A 17,256-nucleotide genomic window follows, 5' to 3' on the forward strand; every position below is an offset into this window, starting at 1 on the left:
CGGGCCGGGCCGCCTTCCCGCGCGGTCCGCCCGGGGAGGCAGCACGATGGAGCAAGGGGTGCTCGCCGAGTGCCCGGGTACGCAGCACGGGGCCGAGCGCTCCGGGAAGGGTGGCCCCGTGGTGGAGTCGCAGGCGGTGGTGGTGCCCCCGGCCGGGGCCACGATCTTCCTGGTGGCCACGGTCACCCCGGGGCACGAGGACACGGTCCGCGGCCTCCTGGAGGACGTCGCGGGCCTGCGCCGCTCGGTCGCCTACCGCGCGCCCGAGGACCTGCTCACCTGCGTGGTAGGCATCGGCTCCGCGGTCTGGGACCGGCTCTTCACCGGGCCCCGCCCGCGCGGGCTGCACCCCTTCGTGGAGCTGACCGGCGAACACCACCGCGCCCCGTCCACCCCCGGCGACCTCCTTTTCCATCTGCGGGCCCGCCGGACGGACCTCTGCTTCGAGCTGGCCCGGCTGCTCACCGAGCGCCTGCGCGGCGCGGTCACCGTCGTCGACGAGGTGCACGCCTTCCGCTACTTCGACGAGCGCGACCTGCTCGGCTTCGTGGACGGCAGCGAGAACCCGCAGGGCCGGCCGGCCCACGAATCGGTGTTCATCGGCGAGGAGGACCCGGACTTCCGCGGCGGCAGCTATGTGACCGTGCAGAAGTACCTGCACGACCTGCCCGCCTGGCAGGCCCTGCCCGACGACGAGCAGGCGAAGGTCATCGGCCGGACCAAGGCCGCCAACGTCGAACTCCCCGACGGGGCCAAGCCCGCCGACTCCCATGTGGCGCTCACCACGATCACCGGTGAGGACGGCGGGGAACGCAAGATCGTCCGCGAGAACATGCCCTTCGGCACGGTCGGCGAGGGCGAGTTCGGCACGTACTTCATCGGCTACGCGCGCACCCCGGACGTGACCGAGCAGATGCTGCGGAACATGTTCCTGGGCGAGGGCCGGGCCACGCACGACCGCATCCTCGACTTCTCCACCGCGATCACCGGCTGCCTCTTCCACGTACCGACCGCCGACTTCCTCGACGACCTCCCGGCCGCGCCCGGCAGCCTCGAACCCGGCGGCCCCGGAGGAGACCGATCATGACCACGCCCGAGAGCACCGGCAATCCGCACCGCGAGCCCGCCCCGATCACCCGGGCCCCGCGTACCTAGGGCCCTCTCTTCGGGTCGGGCCGGATCAGGGAGCCCGCCATGGCACCTCTCTCGCACGGAACCCCCGCGAGCCGCGTCCAGCCCGAGCTGGCCGTCAACCCCCTGCACGGCGCGGCGAATCCGGCCGCCGCGATGACCGAGACCCCGCCCGAGAACCGCCTGCCCGAGGCGCCCCTCGCGCCCGCCACCGCGTACCAGCTGGTGCACGACGAACTGATGCTGGACGGCAACGCCCGGCTGAACCTGGCCACCTTCGTCACCACCTGGATGGAGCCGGAGGCCGGGCGGGTGATGGCCGACTGCCGGGACAAGAACATGATCGACAAGGACGAGTACCCGCGCACCGCCGAACTGGAGCGCCGCTGCGTGGCCATGCTCGCCGACCTGTGGCACGCCCCCGACCCCTCGGCCGCCGTGGGCTGCTCCACCACCGGCTCCAGCGAGGCCTGCATGCTCGCCGGGATGGCGCTCAAGCGGCGCTGGTCGCTGCGCAACGCCGACCGCTACCCGGGCGCCCGGCCCAATCTGGTGATGGGCGTCAACGTCCAGGTCTGCTGGGACAAGTTCTGCGCCTACTGGGAGGTGGAGGCCCGCCAGGTCCCCATGGAGGGCGAGCAGTTCCACCTCGACCCCCGGGCCGCCGCCGAGCTGTGCGACGAGAACACCATCGGCGTCGTCGGCATCCTCGGCTCCACCTACGACGGCTCCTACGAGCCGATCGCCGAGCTGTGCACCGCCCTGGACGAACTCCAGGAGCGCACCGGCCTCGACATCCCCGTGCACGTCGACGGCGCCTCCGGGGCGATGATCGCGCCCTTCCTCGACCAGGAGCTGCTGTGGGACTTCCGGCTGCCCCGGGTCGCCTCCATCAACACCTCCGGTCACAAATACGGACTTGTCTACCCGGGAGTCGGCTGGGCCCTGTGGCGGGACGCCGAGGCGCTGCCCGAGGAACTGGTCTTCCGCGTCAACTACCTCGGCGGCGACATGCCGACCTTCGCCCTCAACTTCTCCCGCCCCGGCGCCCAGGTCGCCGCGCAGTACTACATGTTCCTCAGGCTCGGCCGCGAGGGCTACCGCGCCGTCCAGCAGGCCACCCGGGACGTCGCCCGTTCCCTCGCCGCGCGGATCGGCGCCCTCGGCGACTTCCGCCTGCTCACCCGGGGCGAGGAGCTGCCGGTCTTCGCCTTCACCACCGCGCCGGACATCCGCGCCTACGACGTCTTCGACGTGTCCCGGCGGCTGCGCGAGGCGGGCTGGCTGGTGCCCGCCTACACCTTCCCCGCGCACCGGGAGGACCTCGCGGTCTGCCGGGTGGTGTGCCGCAACGGCTTCACCTCCGACCTCGCGGCGCTGCTACTCGACGACCTCCGCCGGGTGCTGCCCGAGCTGCGCGAGCAGCCCCGGCCCCTGGTCCGCGACCGGGGCGCGGAGACCCCCTTCCACCACTGCGAGGAGGCCGCCCCGCCTCCGCTTGCGGAGCCGTCCGCCCCGCGTTTCGGTTGAAGGACCCCTCGCCGCACCAGGAGCTGCCATGTCGATGTCTTCCTTCGGTCTCGGCTCGTCCGATCCCTTCAACGACCTGCTGAACCGGTTCTTCGGCACCTCGCCGGCCTCCTCGCCGCCCGCCGTGCAGCGGGTGCCCATCGGACGGCTGCTCACCGAGTCCTCGCACGAGCTGCTCGACCTCGCCGCCCGCCGGGCCCTGGAGGACGGCACCTCCGACCTGGACACCGAGCACCTGCTGTGGGCGGCCACCAAGGTCGACCCGGCCCGCGCCCTCCTCGCCCAGGCGGGCGCCGACCCGGACACCCTCGCCGCGCGGATCGCCGAGGTGCTGCCCCGCGAGTCCGGCGAACCCTCCGCGCAGCCCGACCTCACCCCGGCGGCCAAGCGCGTCCTCGCCGCCGCCTACGCCCGCTCCCAGGCGGCCGGCGTCTCCTACATAGGCCCCGAGCACATCCTCGGCGCCCTCCTCGACGACACCGACACCGGCGCCGCCCGGCTGCTCGGCGCGGAGGGCCAGGACGTACGCAAGCTGGCCGGCCTCACCGAGCAGGCCGCGCGCGCCGACGGAGCACCCGGCGAGGCGAAGCAAGCCGCCACCACCCTGGACGAGTTCGGCCGGGACCTGACCGAGGAGGCGAGGGCCGGGAAGCTCGACCCGGTGGTCGGGCGGGCCGAGGAGATCGAGCAGACCGTCGAGGTCCTCTCCCGGCGCTCCAAGAACAACCCGGTGCTCATCGGCGAGCCCGGAGTCGGCAAGACCGCGATCGTGGAGGGGCTCGCCCAGCGCATCGTGGCGGGCGAGGTCCCCGACACCCTCAAGGACAAGCGGGTGGTCGCGCTCGACCTGTCCCGGATGGTGGCGGGGGCCCAGTACCGGGGGCAGTTCGAGGAGCGGCTGAAGAAGGTCATCGAGGAGGTGCAGAACGCCCGCGGTGACATCGTCCTCTTCATCGACGAACTGCACACCGTGGTCGGCGCGGGCGCCACCGGCGAGGGCTCGATGGACGCGGGCAACATGCTCAAGCCCGCCCTCGCGCGCGGCGAACTGCATGTGGTGGGCGCGACCACCATCGACGAGTACCGCAGGGACATCGAGAAGGACGCCGCCCTGGAGCGCCGCTTCCAGCCCGTCCTGGTCCCCGAACCCACCGTCGAGGAGACCGTGCAGATCCTGGAAGGACTGCGCGACGCCTACGAGGCGCACCACCAGGTCCGCTTCGCCGACGGCGCCCTCGCCTCCGCCGCCGAGCTGTCCGACCGCTACATCAGCGACCGCTTCCTGCCCGACAAGGCCATCGACGTGATGGACCAGGCGGGCGCCCGGGTGCGGCTGCGCAGCGCGAGCCGCTCCACCGAGGTGGTCAGCCGCGAGGACCGCCTCGCCCGGCTGCGGCGCGAGCAGGACCAGGCCGTCGCCGCCGAGGACTTCGACCGGGCCGGGCAGCTGAAGCGGGAGATCGCCGAGGCGGAGGGCGAGCTCGCGGGCGTGGAGGAGCGCCGGGCGGGCGTCGTCTCCGTCACCGCCGAGGACATCGCGGACGTCGTCTCCCGCCGCACCGGCATCCCGGTCTCCCAGCTCACCGCCAGTGAGAAGGAGAAGCTGCTGCGCCTGGAGGAGGAGATGCACTCCCGGATCGTCGGCCAGGACGAGGCGGTCACCGCCGTCTCGCAGGCCGTACGCCGCAACCGGGCGGGCATGGGCGACCCGGACCGCCCGGTGGGCTCCTTCCTCTTCCTCGGCCCGACCGGCGTCGGCAAGACCGAACTGGCCAAGACGCTCGCGGAGTTGCTGTTCGGCGACGAGGACCGCATGATCCGCTTCGACATGAGCGAGTTCCAGGAGAAGCACACCGTCGCCCGGCTCGTCGGCGCCCCTCCCGGATACGTCGGCTACGAGGAGGCCGGCCAGCTCACCGAGAAGGTCCGCAGGCAGCCGTACAGCGTGGTCCTCTTCGACGAGGTGGAGAAGGCGCACCCGGACGTCTTCAACGCGCTGCTCCAGCTCCTCGACGACGGCCGCCTCACCGACGCCCAGGGCCGTACGGTCGACTTCCGGCACTGCGTGGTGATCATGACCTCGAACATCGGGGCGCACCGCATCATCGCGCACCAGGGCGAGGTGTCCGAGATCAAGGACGAGCTGATGGAGGATCTGCGGGGCCGCTTCCTGCCCGAGTTCCTCAACCGCATCGACGACATCATCCTCTTCCACAGCCTCACCGAGGAGGACCTCGGCGAGATCGTCGACCACCTCCTCGACCAGAGCGAGCACCGGGTGCACGCCCAGGGCATCGAGCTGGACGTCACCGAGGCCGCCAAGAAGCTGCTGATCGCCCACGGCCACCAGCCGGAGTTCGGCGCCCGCCCGCTGCGGCGCACCATCCAGACCGAACTCGACAACCGGCTCGCCTCCCTCCTGCTCGGCGGCGAGGCGGAGCCCGGCGACACCATCGTCGCCGACGTACGGGACAACTCGCTGCACTGCACGGTGAGCGGCAACGGCGCACACCCGAACGGGCAGCACGCGGCCCCGAAGGAGGAGAAGCCGGCGCGGGCGAAGCCGGTGGCCGAGAAGGAACCGAAGGATCCGAAGGCCGGGAAGGAAGCCCCCGGAACGGACCCGGACGCGAAGTCCTGAGGCACAAGTCCTGAGGCACAAGTCCTGAGGCAGCGGGTGCCCCGGCCGAGCGGCGCGGGGCGCACCGGAGGAGGACGGACCCATGGCACACCACCACAAGCCCAACCAAGCCGTCGAGGGAGACCCGGACCACGGCCACGGCAGGGGGATGCCGCGCCGCCCCGACCAGGAGGAGCTGGACCAGCGCACCGCCCGCGAGCGCGCGGAGGCGGGCCTGCCCACCGCGGCGGCACCGGACCCGGACGCCGAGTACCGGGCGGTGCGCGAGGAGGTCGAGCGCGCGGTGGGCGCCGGTGAGATGCCCTCCGGCGAGCCGACCCGCAGGACCCGCGCGCCCTTCCCGCCCACCCGCTACCGGGGCTGAGACCGGGCCGCCGCGACCCGCCGGGCGGTTACCGGACCGCCTGGCGTACGGCTGTCCACCCACCTAGGCTCGATCTGAGCGACGACCCGTCAGGCCCGTGCGGCGAAGGAGTATGCGCTGTGAACGCCCCCCACGAACCCCGCGAACAGGTCCCCGCGCAGCCGGAGGCCCCCGTCGGCCCGGAGCCCGCGGGCGAGCCGCACTCCCGCCCGTACCACCACCCGGCGGCGGGCTGGGGCGCGGCCAAGAGCGTGGGCCGGTTCCTGCTGCAGGAGCGGGCGTTCGTGGACGGGCCGCGGGCGATCATGCGGATGAACCACGAGAACAAGGGCTTCGACTGCCCCGGTTGCGCCTGGCCCGACGACACCAAGGGCCTGCACCTGGACATCTGCGAGAACGGCATCAAGCACGTCACCTGGGAGATGACCCCCAAACGCGTCGGCCGGGAGTTCTTCGCCGCGCACTCGGTCACCGAACTCTCCGGGTGGAGCGACTTCGCCCTGGAGGACCAGGGCCGCCTCACCGAGCCGATGGTCTACGACCCGGAGTCCGACCACTACGTACCGATCAGCTGGCAGGAGGCCTTCGCCCTGGTCGGCGGCGCCCTGCGCGCCCTCGACGACCCGAACCAGGCCTCCTTCTACACCTCGGGCCGGCTCGGCAACGAGGCCACCTTCCTCTACCAGTTGATGGCCCGTGAGCTGGGCACCAACAACCTGCCCGACTGCTCCAACATGTGCCACGAGGCGAGCGGCCGCGCCCTGCAGGCCGCCCTCGGCACCGGCAAGGGGACCGTCGACCTCCAGGACTGGGAGACCACCGACGCCCTGTTCATCATGGGCGTCAACGCGGCCTCCAACGCGCCGAGGATGCTCACCGCCCTCTCCGAGGCCTACCGCCGCGGCGCGCAGATCGTGCACATCAACCCGCTGGTCGAGGCCGCCGCGACGAAGACCATCGTGCCGCACGACTTCACGGACATGGCCCTCTTCAAGTCCACCCCGACTAGCACGCTCAACCTCCAGCCCCGCATCGGCGGCGACATGGCCCTGCTGCGCGGCATGTCCAAGGCGGTCCTGGAGCAGGCGAAGACCGACCCCAAGAGCGTGGACCAGGAGTTCGTCGAGCGGCACACCGCCTACTTCGAGGAGTACCGGAAGGTCTGCGAGGAGACCTCCTGGGAGGAGATCGAGCACCAGTCGGGCGTCAGCCGCGCCGACATCCTCAAGGCGGCCCGGGTGTACGGGGACGCCGACCGCAGCATCGTCAGCTGGTGCCTCGGCGTCAGCCAGCACGAACACGGCGTGGACACCGTCCGGGAGATCGTCAACCTCCTTCTGCTGCGCGGCAATCTGGGCCGCGAGGGCGCGGGCCCCTCCCCGGTGCGCGGCCACAGCAACGTCCAGGGCAACCGCACCTGCGGCATCGACCACCGGCCCACCGAGGAGTTCCTGGACCGCCTTGCCGAGGCCTGCGGCATCGACCCGCCGCGCGCGCACGGACTGGACACCGTGGGCACCATCCAGGCCATGCACCGCGGCGAGGTGAAGATCTTCGTCGGCATGGGCGGCAACTTCGCGCTCGCCGCGCCCGACACCCCCTACACCTACGAGGCCCTGCGCTCCTGCGAGTTGACCGTGCAGGTGAGCACCAAGCTGAACCGCAGCCACCTGGTGCACGGCCGCCGGGCGCTGATCCTGCCCTGCCTCGGCCGCACCGAGAAGGACCGCCGGCGCGGCGGCGTCCAGAGCACCTCGGTCGAGGACTCGATGAGCATGGTCCACCTCTCGCTCGGCATGAAGCGGCCCGCCTCACCGCACCTGCTCTCCGAGCCCGCCATCATCGCGGGCATGGCCCGCGCCGCCCTCCCGGACAGCGAGACCCCCTGGGAGTGGTACATCGAGGACTACGACCGCATCCGCGACACCATGGCGCGGGCCCTCGACGGCTTCGAGGACTGCAACCGGCGGGTGCGCCTGCCGCTCGGCTTCCGCATCAAGCAGCCCGCCCGCGAACTGGTCTTCCTCACGCCCTCCGGACGCGCCGAGTTCTCCACCGCCCCGCTGCCCGACGTGGTCCCCGCCCCGGGCACCCTGGCGCTCGGCACCATGCGCTCGCACGACCAGTGGAACACCACCATCTACTCCGACAACGACCGCTACCGGGGCATCAAGAACCTGCGCACCCTCGTCTTCATGAACAAGGACGACATGCGCGAGCGCGGCCTCGCCGAGTTCGAACCGGTCGACATCACCAGCACCGCCAAGGACGGCAGCCACCGCCATCTCGACGGCTTCCTCGCCGTCCCGTACGACATCCCGCGCGGCTGCGCCGCCGGATACATGCCGGAGATGAACGTGCTCTGCGCCATCGTCGACTACAGCACGCAGAGCGACCAGCCGCTGATGAAGCACGTCAAGGTCACCATCACGCGGTCCGGCCGGGCGGCCGCGTAGGGCACTCGGGCGAGGCGGCCGGGCGGCCCCGCGCGCAGGGTGTACGCGGATGATCGTTGCGCGTACGGTGCGAGGCGTCCTGCCGTGGTCCACACGAAAGAGAGTCGCCGCATGCGTGCTGTCCCGCTCGGTGCCGCCTTCGGGCTCACCTCCCTCGCCCTGCTCGGAGCCCTGCTCCCCGCGGGCGCCACCCAGGCCGCCGAGCCCGCCCCCGACCGGGGCCGCTGCCCCCGGCTCGCCACCGACCTCCCCTGGTACGGCGAGAACCGCGAGCACCTCCAGGAGGTCATCGACGAGCACGGCAGCTGCGGCAACCCGCACCTGCGGCACGGCAACCGCCCGGTCGCCGCCTTCGACTGGGACAACACCGTCAGCAAGAACGACATCACCGACCTCGCCATCGCCTGGGCGCTCAAGCACGACAAGATCCTGCGCCCCGCGCGCTGGTCGGACACCAGCCCGTGGCTGACGGCGAAGGCCGAGCGGACGCTGACCGAGGCCTGCGGCACCGAGGTCCCGGTCGGCAGGCCGCTGCCGACCTCCACCGACACCGACTGCACGGACGAGATCTTCTCCATCCGCAGTGAGGCCACCCTGATGAACGGCGAGAAGGCCTTCGCGGGGAAGTGGAACAGCCGCCGCACCCTGCCCCAGTACGCCTGGGTGCCGCAGCTCTTCGCGGGCCACACCGAGGCGGAGGTGACGGCGTACGCCCGGGCCTCCCGCGACGAGGCGCTGGCCGCGCCCGTCGGCGCCACGCAGCAGGTCGGCACCCACACCCTGCACGCCTACGCCCGCTACAACCCGCAGATGAAGGACCTGATCCGGGTGCTGAAGAAGGCCGGCTTCGCGGTGTGGATCGACTCCGCGGGCAGCGCCCCGGTGACCAAGGCCTGGAGCGGCGGCGTCGGCCTGGACGACGCGCACACCCTCGCCATCCGCAATCTGCTCGACCGGCACGGCCGGATCACCTACACCCAGGAGGGCTGCGGCGGCGAGCCCGCGAGCAAGGGCGCGGTCATGCCGTACATCGAGGGCAAGCGCTGCTGGCTCAACGAGCGGGTGTTCGGGGTCAAGGGCCCGGACGCCTGGAAGAAGCAGGCCCCGCACCGGCGCCTGGTGATCGGCGCGGGCGACGCGGACACCGATGTGACGATGGTCGGCGACGCCACCGGCGCCCGGCTCGTCCTCAACCGGAACAAGAACGAGATCATGTGCCGCGCCTACGACAACGCGGACGGCAGGTGGCTGATCAACCCGATGTTCCTGGAGCCGCTGCCCGAGAAGGACGGCGCCTACCCCTGTTCCACCACCGGGTTCACCAACCCGGACGGTACCCTCGGCCCGGTCCGCCGCACGGACGGCAGCATCATCCCGGACCAGCGGGACACGGTGCACGGCTGAGCAGCCGAGAGCCCGCTCCCGGCCGACCGGCAGGACGCCGTCAGCCGGGCGCGGGCCCGGTGGACTCGCGGACCACGAGCTGCGGCGGGGTCACCTCGGGCAGCGGGCCCGCGGGTTCCTCACCGAGCTGCTGGAGCACGCTGAGCGCGGCGGCGCGGCCGAGCCCCGCCAGATCCTGCCGCACGGTGGTGAGCCGCGGGTGCAGCAGATGGCCGACCGGCAGGTCGTCGTGGCCGATCAGCGAGAGGTCCCGCGGCACCTGACGGCCCGTCCGCTGGGCGGCGGCGAGCGCGGCGAGCGCCATCATGTCGTTGGCGAGGACCAGGGCGCTGGGGCGGTCCGCGGTGGCGAGCACCTTCTCGACCAGCGAGCCGGTGGTCTGTCCCGCGAAGTCGGAGGCCAGCAGGTGGCTGGGGCTGAGCCCGTGCCGGGCCAGCGCCTCGGTGAACACGGCGCGGCGCCGCCCGGTGTGCACCCGGTCCTCGGGCCCCGAGACATAGCCGATCCGCCGGTGGCCCAGCCCCACCAGGTGCTCGACGGCGTCCGCCATGCCCTGGTCCTGCTCGGCGGCGCGGACCGTGGGCACCGGATCGGACTGCCAGGGGGTGCCGACGAGGACGGCCGGCAGCCTCAGCCCGCGCAGCAGGGCGAAGCGGGGGTCGCCGACCCGGCTCTCGGTGAGGATCACCCCGTCCACTCGCCGCTCGGTGGCGAGGCGCCGGTAGGCGCGCTCCGCGGCGTCCGGCTGCTCGCCGACGATGTGCAGCAGCAGCCCGTGGTCACGCGGGGCGAGTTCGCTCTCGATGCCCGCGATCAGGAGGGCGAAGTGCGGGTCGGAGTTGAGTACGTCGGGGGTGCGCCCGGCGACCATGCCGATCGCCCGGGTCCGCGCCCCGCGCAGGGCGACGGCCGCGGCCGAGGGGGCCCAGTTCAGCTGGACCACGGCGCGCTGCACGCGGTCCCGGGTGGCCTGCGGGAAGGAGCCCTTGCCGTTGACGATCTTGGAGACGGCGGCGGTGGAGACCCCCGCGAGCGCCGCGACATCGGAGATGGTGACGCGGTCCGTCCTGCGCTGGGCCACCGTGTCCGTCCCCGCCGCGAACGCCGGGTCCTTCCTCCCCACTCGCTAGACCTTGACCGCGCCGCCCATCAGCGCGCCTTCCATCCGCCGCTGGAGCAGCGCGTAGACGACGTAGACGGGCAGGAGGGTGAACACGGTACCAGCAGAGAGGACGCCGAAATCGGTGGAGAGCGTGGAGCGCAGGGTGGGCACCGCGACCTGGAGGGTGCGCTGGCTCTGGTCCGGGCCGATGATCACCAGTGAGTAGAGGTACTCGTTCCAGAAGGCGAGGAAGCTGAGGATGAGTACGGTGACGATGCCGGGCACCACCATGGGCAGATAGATCCGCAGCAGGATGGTCCAGTTGCCGGCGCCGTCCATCCGGGCGGCCTCCTCCACCTCGTCCGGGACCGTGCGCATGAACTGGGTGAGCAGCACCACGGCCAGCGGCAGCGAGGTGGCCGGCAGGAAGAGCACCACGAAGGTGCGGGTGTAGAAGAGCCCGGTCTCGGCGGCGAGCAGGAAGGTCGGCACCAGGGCGGCGAAGGTCGGCACCAGGAAGCCCAGCGAGAAGATCCGCTCGACCACCGCGGCGGTACGCCCCTTCGCGCGCGCCAAGGCGTAGGAGGCGGGGACGGCCAGGACGAGGACGAGCACCAGGGCGCAGAGCGTGACCGCGGCCGAGTTGAGGAGCGCGAGGTCGAGGCGCGCGTCCCGTACGGCGGTGCCGAACTTGTCGAGCGAGAGCGAGCCGTTCGGCAGCAGCGGGTCGGCGAAGATCTCCGCGTTGTCCTTGAAGGAGGAGATGACCAGGTAGTAGAGGGGGAGCAGCAGCATCAGGGCGTAGGCCCAGGCCCCCAGGTAGGCGGCGCCCCGGCCGAGGGTGAGGCGGCGGCGCGGACGGTTCGCGGTCGCGGTGGCCATGGCGGAAAGTCCTTTGCTGGAGGGGGAGTCGACCGGGGGGCGGGCTCAGTACGCCGGGCGGAAGGCGCGGCGGATCAGGAGCATCCCGGCCAGGCCGAGGCAGAAGAGGAGGACGCCCGCGGCCTGGCTGTAGCCGAGGTCGGACTGGACGAAGGCCTTCTGGTAGACGAGGAAGGAGAGATTGGTCGAGCTGTTGCCGGGGCCGCCCTGGGTGAGCAGCAGGACGTTCTGCGCCGAGGTGAACAGGGTCCACAGGAACTGCAGCATCACCGTCACGCCCACGTAGTCGCGCACCATCGGGAAGGCGATGCGCCACATCCGGCGCCAGTGCCCGGCGCCGTCCAGCTCGGCGGCCTCGTGGACGGAGTCGGGCAGCGCGTCGAGCCGGGCGGCGTAGAGGGTGGCGGTGTAGCCGATGCCCGCCCAGATGTCGACGGCGATGACGCAGCCGAAGGCGGTGCCGGTGTCGGCGATCCAGGCGTGCTGGAGGGAGCCGAGGCCGACTCCCGCGAGGACCTTGTTGAGCATGCCGTTGGGGGCGAACATCCCCCAGAAGATCATCGCCTTGGCGGAGGCGGAGATCAGCGCCGGGGTGAAGACGACGACTCTCAGCACGCGGTGGCCGCGCGGCTTGGTGGACAGGAAGTAGCCCAGCATGAAGGCGGCCGCGACCATCGTGGGCACGGCGACGGCGAGTTGGACGGCGCTGTTGCGGGTGGCGTCCCAGAACAGCTGGTCCCCGAGGACCGCCCGGTAGTTGTCGAGTCCGGCGAAGCCGACCCGGGCCAGCATGCCCGGCCAGTCGAGCACCGAGATCACGAAGATGGCGCCGATCGGGCCGATCATGAAGACCGTGTACCAGATCAGGGCGGGCAGGGCCATGACGGTGGTGCGCGGCCCCCGGCGGGCGGCCCCGCGCCGCGGCGCCTTCGGCGGCGGCGCGGGCGGCGCGGGCGAGGCAGACATCGTTGTCGTGGCCATCGGCTTCTCTTCCGGTCAAGGGGCGGGGGCGCGGGGCGGGTTCAGCTGCGGTACGCGGTGTCCAGGGCCGCGCACATGGCGCGCGCACTCGTGCCCGGGGTGAAGGCGAGGGAGGTGGCCCGGTTCAGCGGCGCGGAGACCGCGGCCGGTACGTGGTTGTCCGGCATCACCGCCTCGCTGACCTGCGTACCGTGCGAGACGTCCACCGAGCGGCCGACCAGCGGGAGCGAGGCGGAGGGCCGCTGCCCGCGCAGGTTCATCACATAGCCGGAGCGGTCGATGAAGCGCTGGACGGTGTCCTTGCGGTAGAGGAACCTCACGAACTTCTCGGTGAGGTCCAGCTTCTCCTCGCCGTTGGGGGTGACCCAGATGCCGGTGGAGGTCGCGCCGTTGTAGAGCGTCGGCTTGCGGTAGGGGCCGTCCTTCGGCATCGGCAGTCCGGTGACCTCGGTCCGTTCGGCGATCTTCGGCGGTACGGCGGCGATCGTCGAGGAGATGGCGGGCATCATCGCGGCCCGCTGCTCGAAGTAGTCGGCGTTCATCTGGTCGGCGCCGAGGCCCTGGGCGCCCTTGGCGAAGAGCCCGGCGTCCCGGAGCTTCGCGAAGAGGCCGAGTCCCTTGACCGCCTCGGGCTCGGCGCAGTAGCCGCCCTCGGCGAAGACCCGGCGCGCGGTGGCCGGGCGCAGATAGCCCTGCATGACCTGCATGAGGAACTTCTGCCCCGACCAGTCGTTGCCCCCGATCGCCATCGGCGCGATGCCTTTGGCGCGCAACTTCCGTACCGCGCGCAGCAGTTGGTCCACGGTACGGGGCGGGCTCGGTACCCCGGCCCGTTCCAGGAGCGCGGTGTTGACGAGCAGCGGCCAGGTGAAGCCCATCCAGGGGAAGGCGCGCAGCCGCCCCTCGCCGTCCGTCCACGCCTTGCGGGCCTCGGGCCGCACCCGGCCGTCGAGACCCCACTTCCTGAGGTAGCCGTTCACCGGGGGAGTGGCGCCGAGGTCCGTCCAGGAGAAGGACTTGTCGTAGAGGTTGATCAGCAGGACGTCGGCCTCCTTGTGGGCGAGCCGGGCCGTCTCGAAGGTGTTGAAGATGTCGTCGCCGTTGAAGACGTTCTTGATGTGCGTTCCGGGGTTCTCCCGCTCGAAGCGCCGTACCGCGTCGGCGTAGACATCGGCGCCCTGGGTCCCGGGGGTGAACCGGCTGTGCACCACGAGGGTGTGCGGATCGTCCGCCCGCGAGTCGAGGGGGCCCGCGCAGGAGGTGGCCAGGAGCAGGGCCACCGTTCCTGCCACGAGGGTCGGCCTGCGCGTCATCGGGGCTCCCCTTCCGTCCCTGCCCGATTGTGAGCAGGAAAACGTTTAACTGTCCAGCGGGCGTCGAACGCTAACAGCGGTGAAATGGCTTGGCAAGAGGTTGAGTTGAGTGCGTACGGCCTCTTGAAATCGCTTGCGGTTAATCGATATACCGAGAGGGTCCCAGCCGCCCCCGACCCGGGAGCACCATGCAGCGCACGGCACCGAAACTCGGCACCCCGGACCGCCCCCTCGGCTGGCTCGGCGTCAACTACTGGTCCCGCACCGGCGGTCCGTTCATGTGGCGCCACTACGACGGCGCGGTCGTCGGCGAGGAACTGGCCGTCCTGAAGGCCCACGGCATCACGCTCACCCGCTCCTTCCTCCACTGGCCGGACTTCCACCCGGAACCCGAGCGCCTCGACCCCCGGATGCTGGAGCGCTACGACGACTTCCTCGACCGGCACCTCGCCGCGGGCATGACCACCGTCCCCACCTTCCTCGTCGGCCACATGTCCGGGCAGAACTGGGACCCGGCCTGGCGCGAGGGCCGCGAGGTCTTCGCCGACGAGTGGTTCACGGCACGCCAGGCCTGGTACGTGGCCGAGTGCGCGAAGCGCTGGAAGGACCACCCGGCGGTGGCCGGCTGGCTGCTCTCCAACGAGATACCGATCTACGCGGACTGGCGCTCGCGCGGCATCGGCACCCTGGACCACCGGGACGTGACCCGCTGGGCCCGGACACTGACCGGGGCCCTGCGCGCCACCGGGGCCCGCCAGCCCGTCTCGCTCGGCGACGGCGCCTGGGGCCTGGAGACGACCGGCGCCGACAACGGCTTCCGGATCCGCGAGCTGGCCGGGCTGATCGACTTCCACGGCCCGCACGTCTACCGGATGGAGGACGACCCGGTGCGGCAGCACCTCGGCGCCGCCTTCACCTGCGAACTCCTCGGCATCGGCGGCAAGCCCGTGGTCCTGGAGGAGTTCGGCGTCACCTCCGACTACACCTCCGAGGAGAACGCCGCCCACTACTACCGGCAGACCCTGCACCACACCCTGCTCGCGGGCGCCACCGGCTGGATCCCCTGGAACAACACCGACTACGACGCGCTCGCCGACCAGGAGCCCTATCTGCACCACCCCTTCGAGATGCACTTCGGGCTGACCGACCACCAGGGGCGGCCCAAGCGGCAGTTGCACGAGGTGGCCGACTTCGCGGCCGTCCTGGAGCGCACCGGCTTCCCCCGGCTGCACCGGCCGGACACCGCGCTCACCCTGATCGTCTCCTCCTACCTGGAGAAGGAGTACCCCTTCACCCAGCCCGAGGACGCCGCCGCCGTCCTCTCGGTGACCCGGCAGGCCTATGTCGCCGCCCGCGAGGCGGACCTGCCGATCGGCGTGGCCCGCGAGGCCGACGGGCTGCCCGCCGACAGCGCGCTCTACCTGCTGCCCAGCGCCAAGCAGCTCACCGCGCCGAGCTGGCGCGAGCTGCGCGCGCACGCCGCCCGCGGCGCCACCGTCTACGCCTCGTACTTCAGCGGCGCCCACGGCACCCAGCGCGGTCCCTGGTGGCCGGGGCTCGACGAAACCTTCGGCGTGGTCAAGCAGTTGCGCTACGGACTGACCCACCGCATCGAGGACGAGGAACTGCGGATGGTCTTCCGCCAGGACTTCGGCGACCTCCGCGCGGGGGAGGAACTGCGCTTCGCCGTGTCCGGCACCGCGCACTCCCGCGCCTACCTCCCGGTGGTGCCCGACGGCGCCGAGGTGGTCGCCGAGGACGCCCACGGCCGCCCCGCCCTGCTGCGCCACCGCACCGGCCGGGGCCAACTGGTGCTCTGCACCTACCCCTTGGAGCACATGGCGGCCGAGACCCGGGAGGTCAACCCGGAACCGACCTGGCGGCTGTACGCGGCCCTGGCCGCCGAGGCGGGGGCCCTGCCCCCGGTCACGGTGCCCGACGGGCGGGTGGTCACCGGCGAGCTGGCGCACGAGGACGGCCGCCGCTTCGTCTGGTTCCTCTCCCAGCACCCCGGGCCGCTGACCGTCCGGCCCCGGGTGCGTGAGGGCCGGCTGACCGGCCTCGACGGCGAGCAGGTGACCGAGGTCGCGCTCGACGCCTACGGGGTACTCGTAGCCGAGCGCGTCCGCTGACCGGCGGACCGCCCCGCCCCCGCCTTCCGCCCCCGAGCCACCGAGGAGCCCACCGTGCGCATCACCGCCGCGGACACCCTGGTCACCAGCCCCGGCCGCAACTTCGTCACCCTCAGGATCACCACCGACGAGGGCCTGACCGGACTCGGCGACGCCACCCTCAACGGCCGCGAACTCGCCGTCGAGGCCTATCTGCGCGAACACCTCGCCCCGCTGCTCCCGGGCCGGGACGCCGGGGCGATCGAGGACACCTGGCAGTACCTGTACCGGGGTGCCTACTGGCGGCGCGGCCCGGTCACCATGGCGGCGCTCGCCGCGGTGGACACCGCCCTGTGGGACATCAAGGCCAAGGCCGCCGGGATGCCCCTCTACCAGCTGCTCGGCGGCGCCTCCCGCCGCGGGGCCCTCGCCTACGGCCACGCCTCCGGCCGCGACCTGCCCGAACTCCTGGACTCGGTACGCGCCCACCTCGCCGACGGCTACCGGGCGATCCGGATCCAGAGCGGCATCCCCGGGCTCGACTCGGTCTACGGTGTCGCGAACTCCGCGGCCGGCGGCGGCGAACGCTACGACTACGAGCCCGCCCGGCGCGCGGCCGGCGGCGCGGCCCGCCCCGCGGAGGAGGTCTGGGACACCCGGGCCTATCTGCGGCACATGCCGTCCGTCTTCGAGGCCGTACGGCACGAGTTCGGCCCCGAGCTGCCGCTGCTGCACGACGGGCACCACCGGATGACCCCGATGCAGGCGGCCCGCCTCGGCAAGGACCTCGAACCGTACGACCTGTTCTGGCTGGAGGACGCGACACCGGGGGAGGACCAGTCGGCGCTGCGGCTGATCCGCTCGCACACCACCACCCCGCTCGCCATCGGCGAGGTCTTCAACTCCGTCCACGACTACACGACCCTCCTCCAGGAGCGGCTGATCGACTACGTGCGCTCCGCCGTCACCCACACCGGCGGCGTCACCGGCATGCGCAGACTGCTCGACCTGGCGGGCGTCCACGGCGTCCGCTCCGGGATGCACGGGCCCACCGACATCTCGCCGGTCGGGATGGCCGCCGCCCTCCATCTGGACCTGGCCGTGCACAACTTCGGCATCCAGGAGTACATGCGCCACTCCCCGCGGACCCTGGAGGTCTTCCGCACCTCCTACCGCTTCGAACAGGGGCTGCTGCACCCCGGGGAGAGCCCCGGGCTCGGCGTGGAACTCGACGAGGAGGCCGCCGCCCGCTTCCCGTACACCCCCGCGTACCTGCCGGTGAACCGGCTGACCGACGGCACCGTGCACGACTGGTGACGGGACGGGCCGCCGAGGGGAGTG

Annotated in this window: 12 protein-coding genes; 8 read left to right on the top strand and 4 right to left on the bottom strand. The window is 72.1% G+C overall.

The window, feature by feature from the left end; translation table 11 throughout:
- Positions 1–118: 118 nt before the first annotated feature.
- The 6 genes from HFV08_RS13015 to HFV08_RS13040 all read left to right on the top strand — a co-directional run bounded on the left by HFV08_RS13015 (position 119) and on the right by HFV08_RS13040 (position 9,526).
- Positions 119–1,087, top strand: a complete 969-nt coding sequence (locus HFV08_RS13015) for a Dyp-type peroxidase (RefSeq protein WP_168539122.1) — start codon at positions 119–121, stop codon at positions 1,085–1,087.
- A gap of 107 nt (positions 1,088–1,194) precedes the next feature.
- Positions 1,195–2,661, top strand: a complete 1,467-nt coding sequence (gad, locus tag HFV08_RS13020) for a glutamate decarboxylase (protein WP_168539026.1) — start codon at positions 1,195–1,197, stop codon at positions 2,659–2,661.
- Positions 2,662–2,689: 28 nt separating this feature from the next.
- The gene (locus tag HFV08_RS13025; protein WP_168539028.1) at positions 2,690–5,302 is read left to right on the top strand and encodes an ATP-dependent Clp protease ATP-binding subunit; all 2,613 of its coding nucleotides are present in this window, start codon (positions 2,690–2,692) and stop codon (positions 5,300–5,302) included.
- A gap of 82 nt (positions 5,303–5,384) precedes the next feature.
- Positions 5,385–5,666: a hypothetical protein gene (locus tag HFV08_RS32095; protein WP_168539030.1), complete on the top strand. Its 282-nt coding sequence runs from the start codon at positions 5,385–5,387 to the stop codon at positions 5,664–5,666.
- A 119-nt stretch (positions 5,667–5,785) separates the two neighbouring features.
- Positions 5,786–8,122 carry an FdhF/YdeP family oxidoreductase gene (locus HFV08_RS13035; RefSeq protein WP_168539032.1) on the top strand — a complete coding sequence of 779 codons (2,337 nt, stop codon included), beginning with the start codon at positions 5,786–5,788 and terminating at the stop codon, positions 8,120–8,122.
- 111 nt (positions 8,123–8,233) lie between these two features.
- Positions 8,234–9,526: an HAD family hydrolase gene (locus tag HFV08_RS13040; RefSeq protein ID WP_168539034.1), complete on the top strand. Its 1,293-nt coding sequence runs from the start codon at positions 8,234–8,236 to the stop codon at positions 9,524–9,526.
- Between the two features lie 40 nt (positions 9,527–9,566).
- On the opposite strand, the gene HFV08_RS13045 is transcribed toward HFV08_RS13040, so the two are convergent.
- The 4 genes from HFV08_RS13045 to HFV08_RS13060 are packed head-to-tail and all read right to left on the bottom strand — an operon-like array spanning position 9,567 to position 13,804.
- Positions 9,567–10,649, bottom strand: coding sequence for a LacI family DNA-binding transcriptional regulator (locus HFV08_RS13045; RefSeq protein ID WP_312885575.1), 1,083 nt, complete (start codon positions 10,647–10,649; stop codon positions 9,567–9,569).
- Positions 10,650–10,652: 3 nt separating this feature from the next.
- Positions 10,653–11,510 carry a carbohydrate ABC transporter permease gene (locus HFV08_RS13050; RefSeq protein ID WP_168539036.1) on the bottom strand — a complete coding sequence of 286 codons (858 nt, stop codon included), beginning with the start codon at positions 11,508–11,510 and terminating at the stop codon, positions 10,653–10,655.
- Between the two features lie 45 nt (positions 11,511–11,555).
- Positions 11,556–12,476 (bottom strand): carbohydrate ABC transporter permease, encoded by a 921-nt coding sequence (locus tag HFV08_RS13055; RefSeq protein ID WP_246341691.1) that lies wholly within the window; start codon positions 12,474–12,476, stop codon positions 11,556–11,558.
- A 56-nt stretch (positions 12,477–12,532) separates the two neighbouring features.
- On the bottom strand, positions 12,533–13,804 hold the full coding sequence (locus tag HFV08_RS13060) for an ABC transporter substrate-binding protein (protein ID WP_168539040.1): 1,272 nt from the start codon (positions 13,802–13,804) through the stop codon (positions 12,533–12,535).
- A 188-nt stretch (positions 13,805–13,992) separates the two neighbouring features.
- Between HFV08_RS13060 and HFV08_RS13065 the strand changes: the two genes are divergently transcribed.
- A complete protein-coding gene (locus HFV08_RS13065; RefSeq protein ID WP_168539042.1) occupies positions 13,993–15,936 on the top strand; it encodes a glycoside hydrolase 5 family protein in 1,944 nt (647 codons plus the stop codon).
- A gap of 54 nt (positions 15,937–15,990) precedes the next feature.
- A complete protein-coding gene (gene manD, locus HFV08_RS13070) occupies positions 15,991–17,232 on the top strand; it encodes a D-mannonate dehydratase ManD (RefSeq protein ID WP_168539044.1) in 1,242 nt (413 codons plus the stop codon).
- Positions 17,233–17,256: the final 24 nt, after the last annotated feature.

Source organism: Streptomyces physcomitrii (assembly GCF_012273655.1).
GTDB classification, from domain to species: Bacteria; Actinomycetota; Actinomycetes; order Streptomycetales; family Streptomycetaceae; genus Streptomyces; species Streptomyces physcomitrii.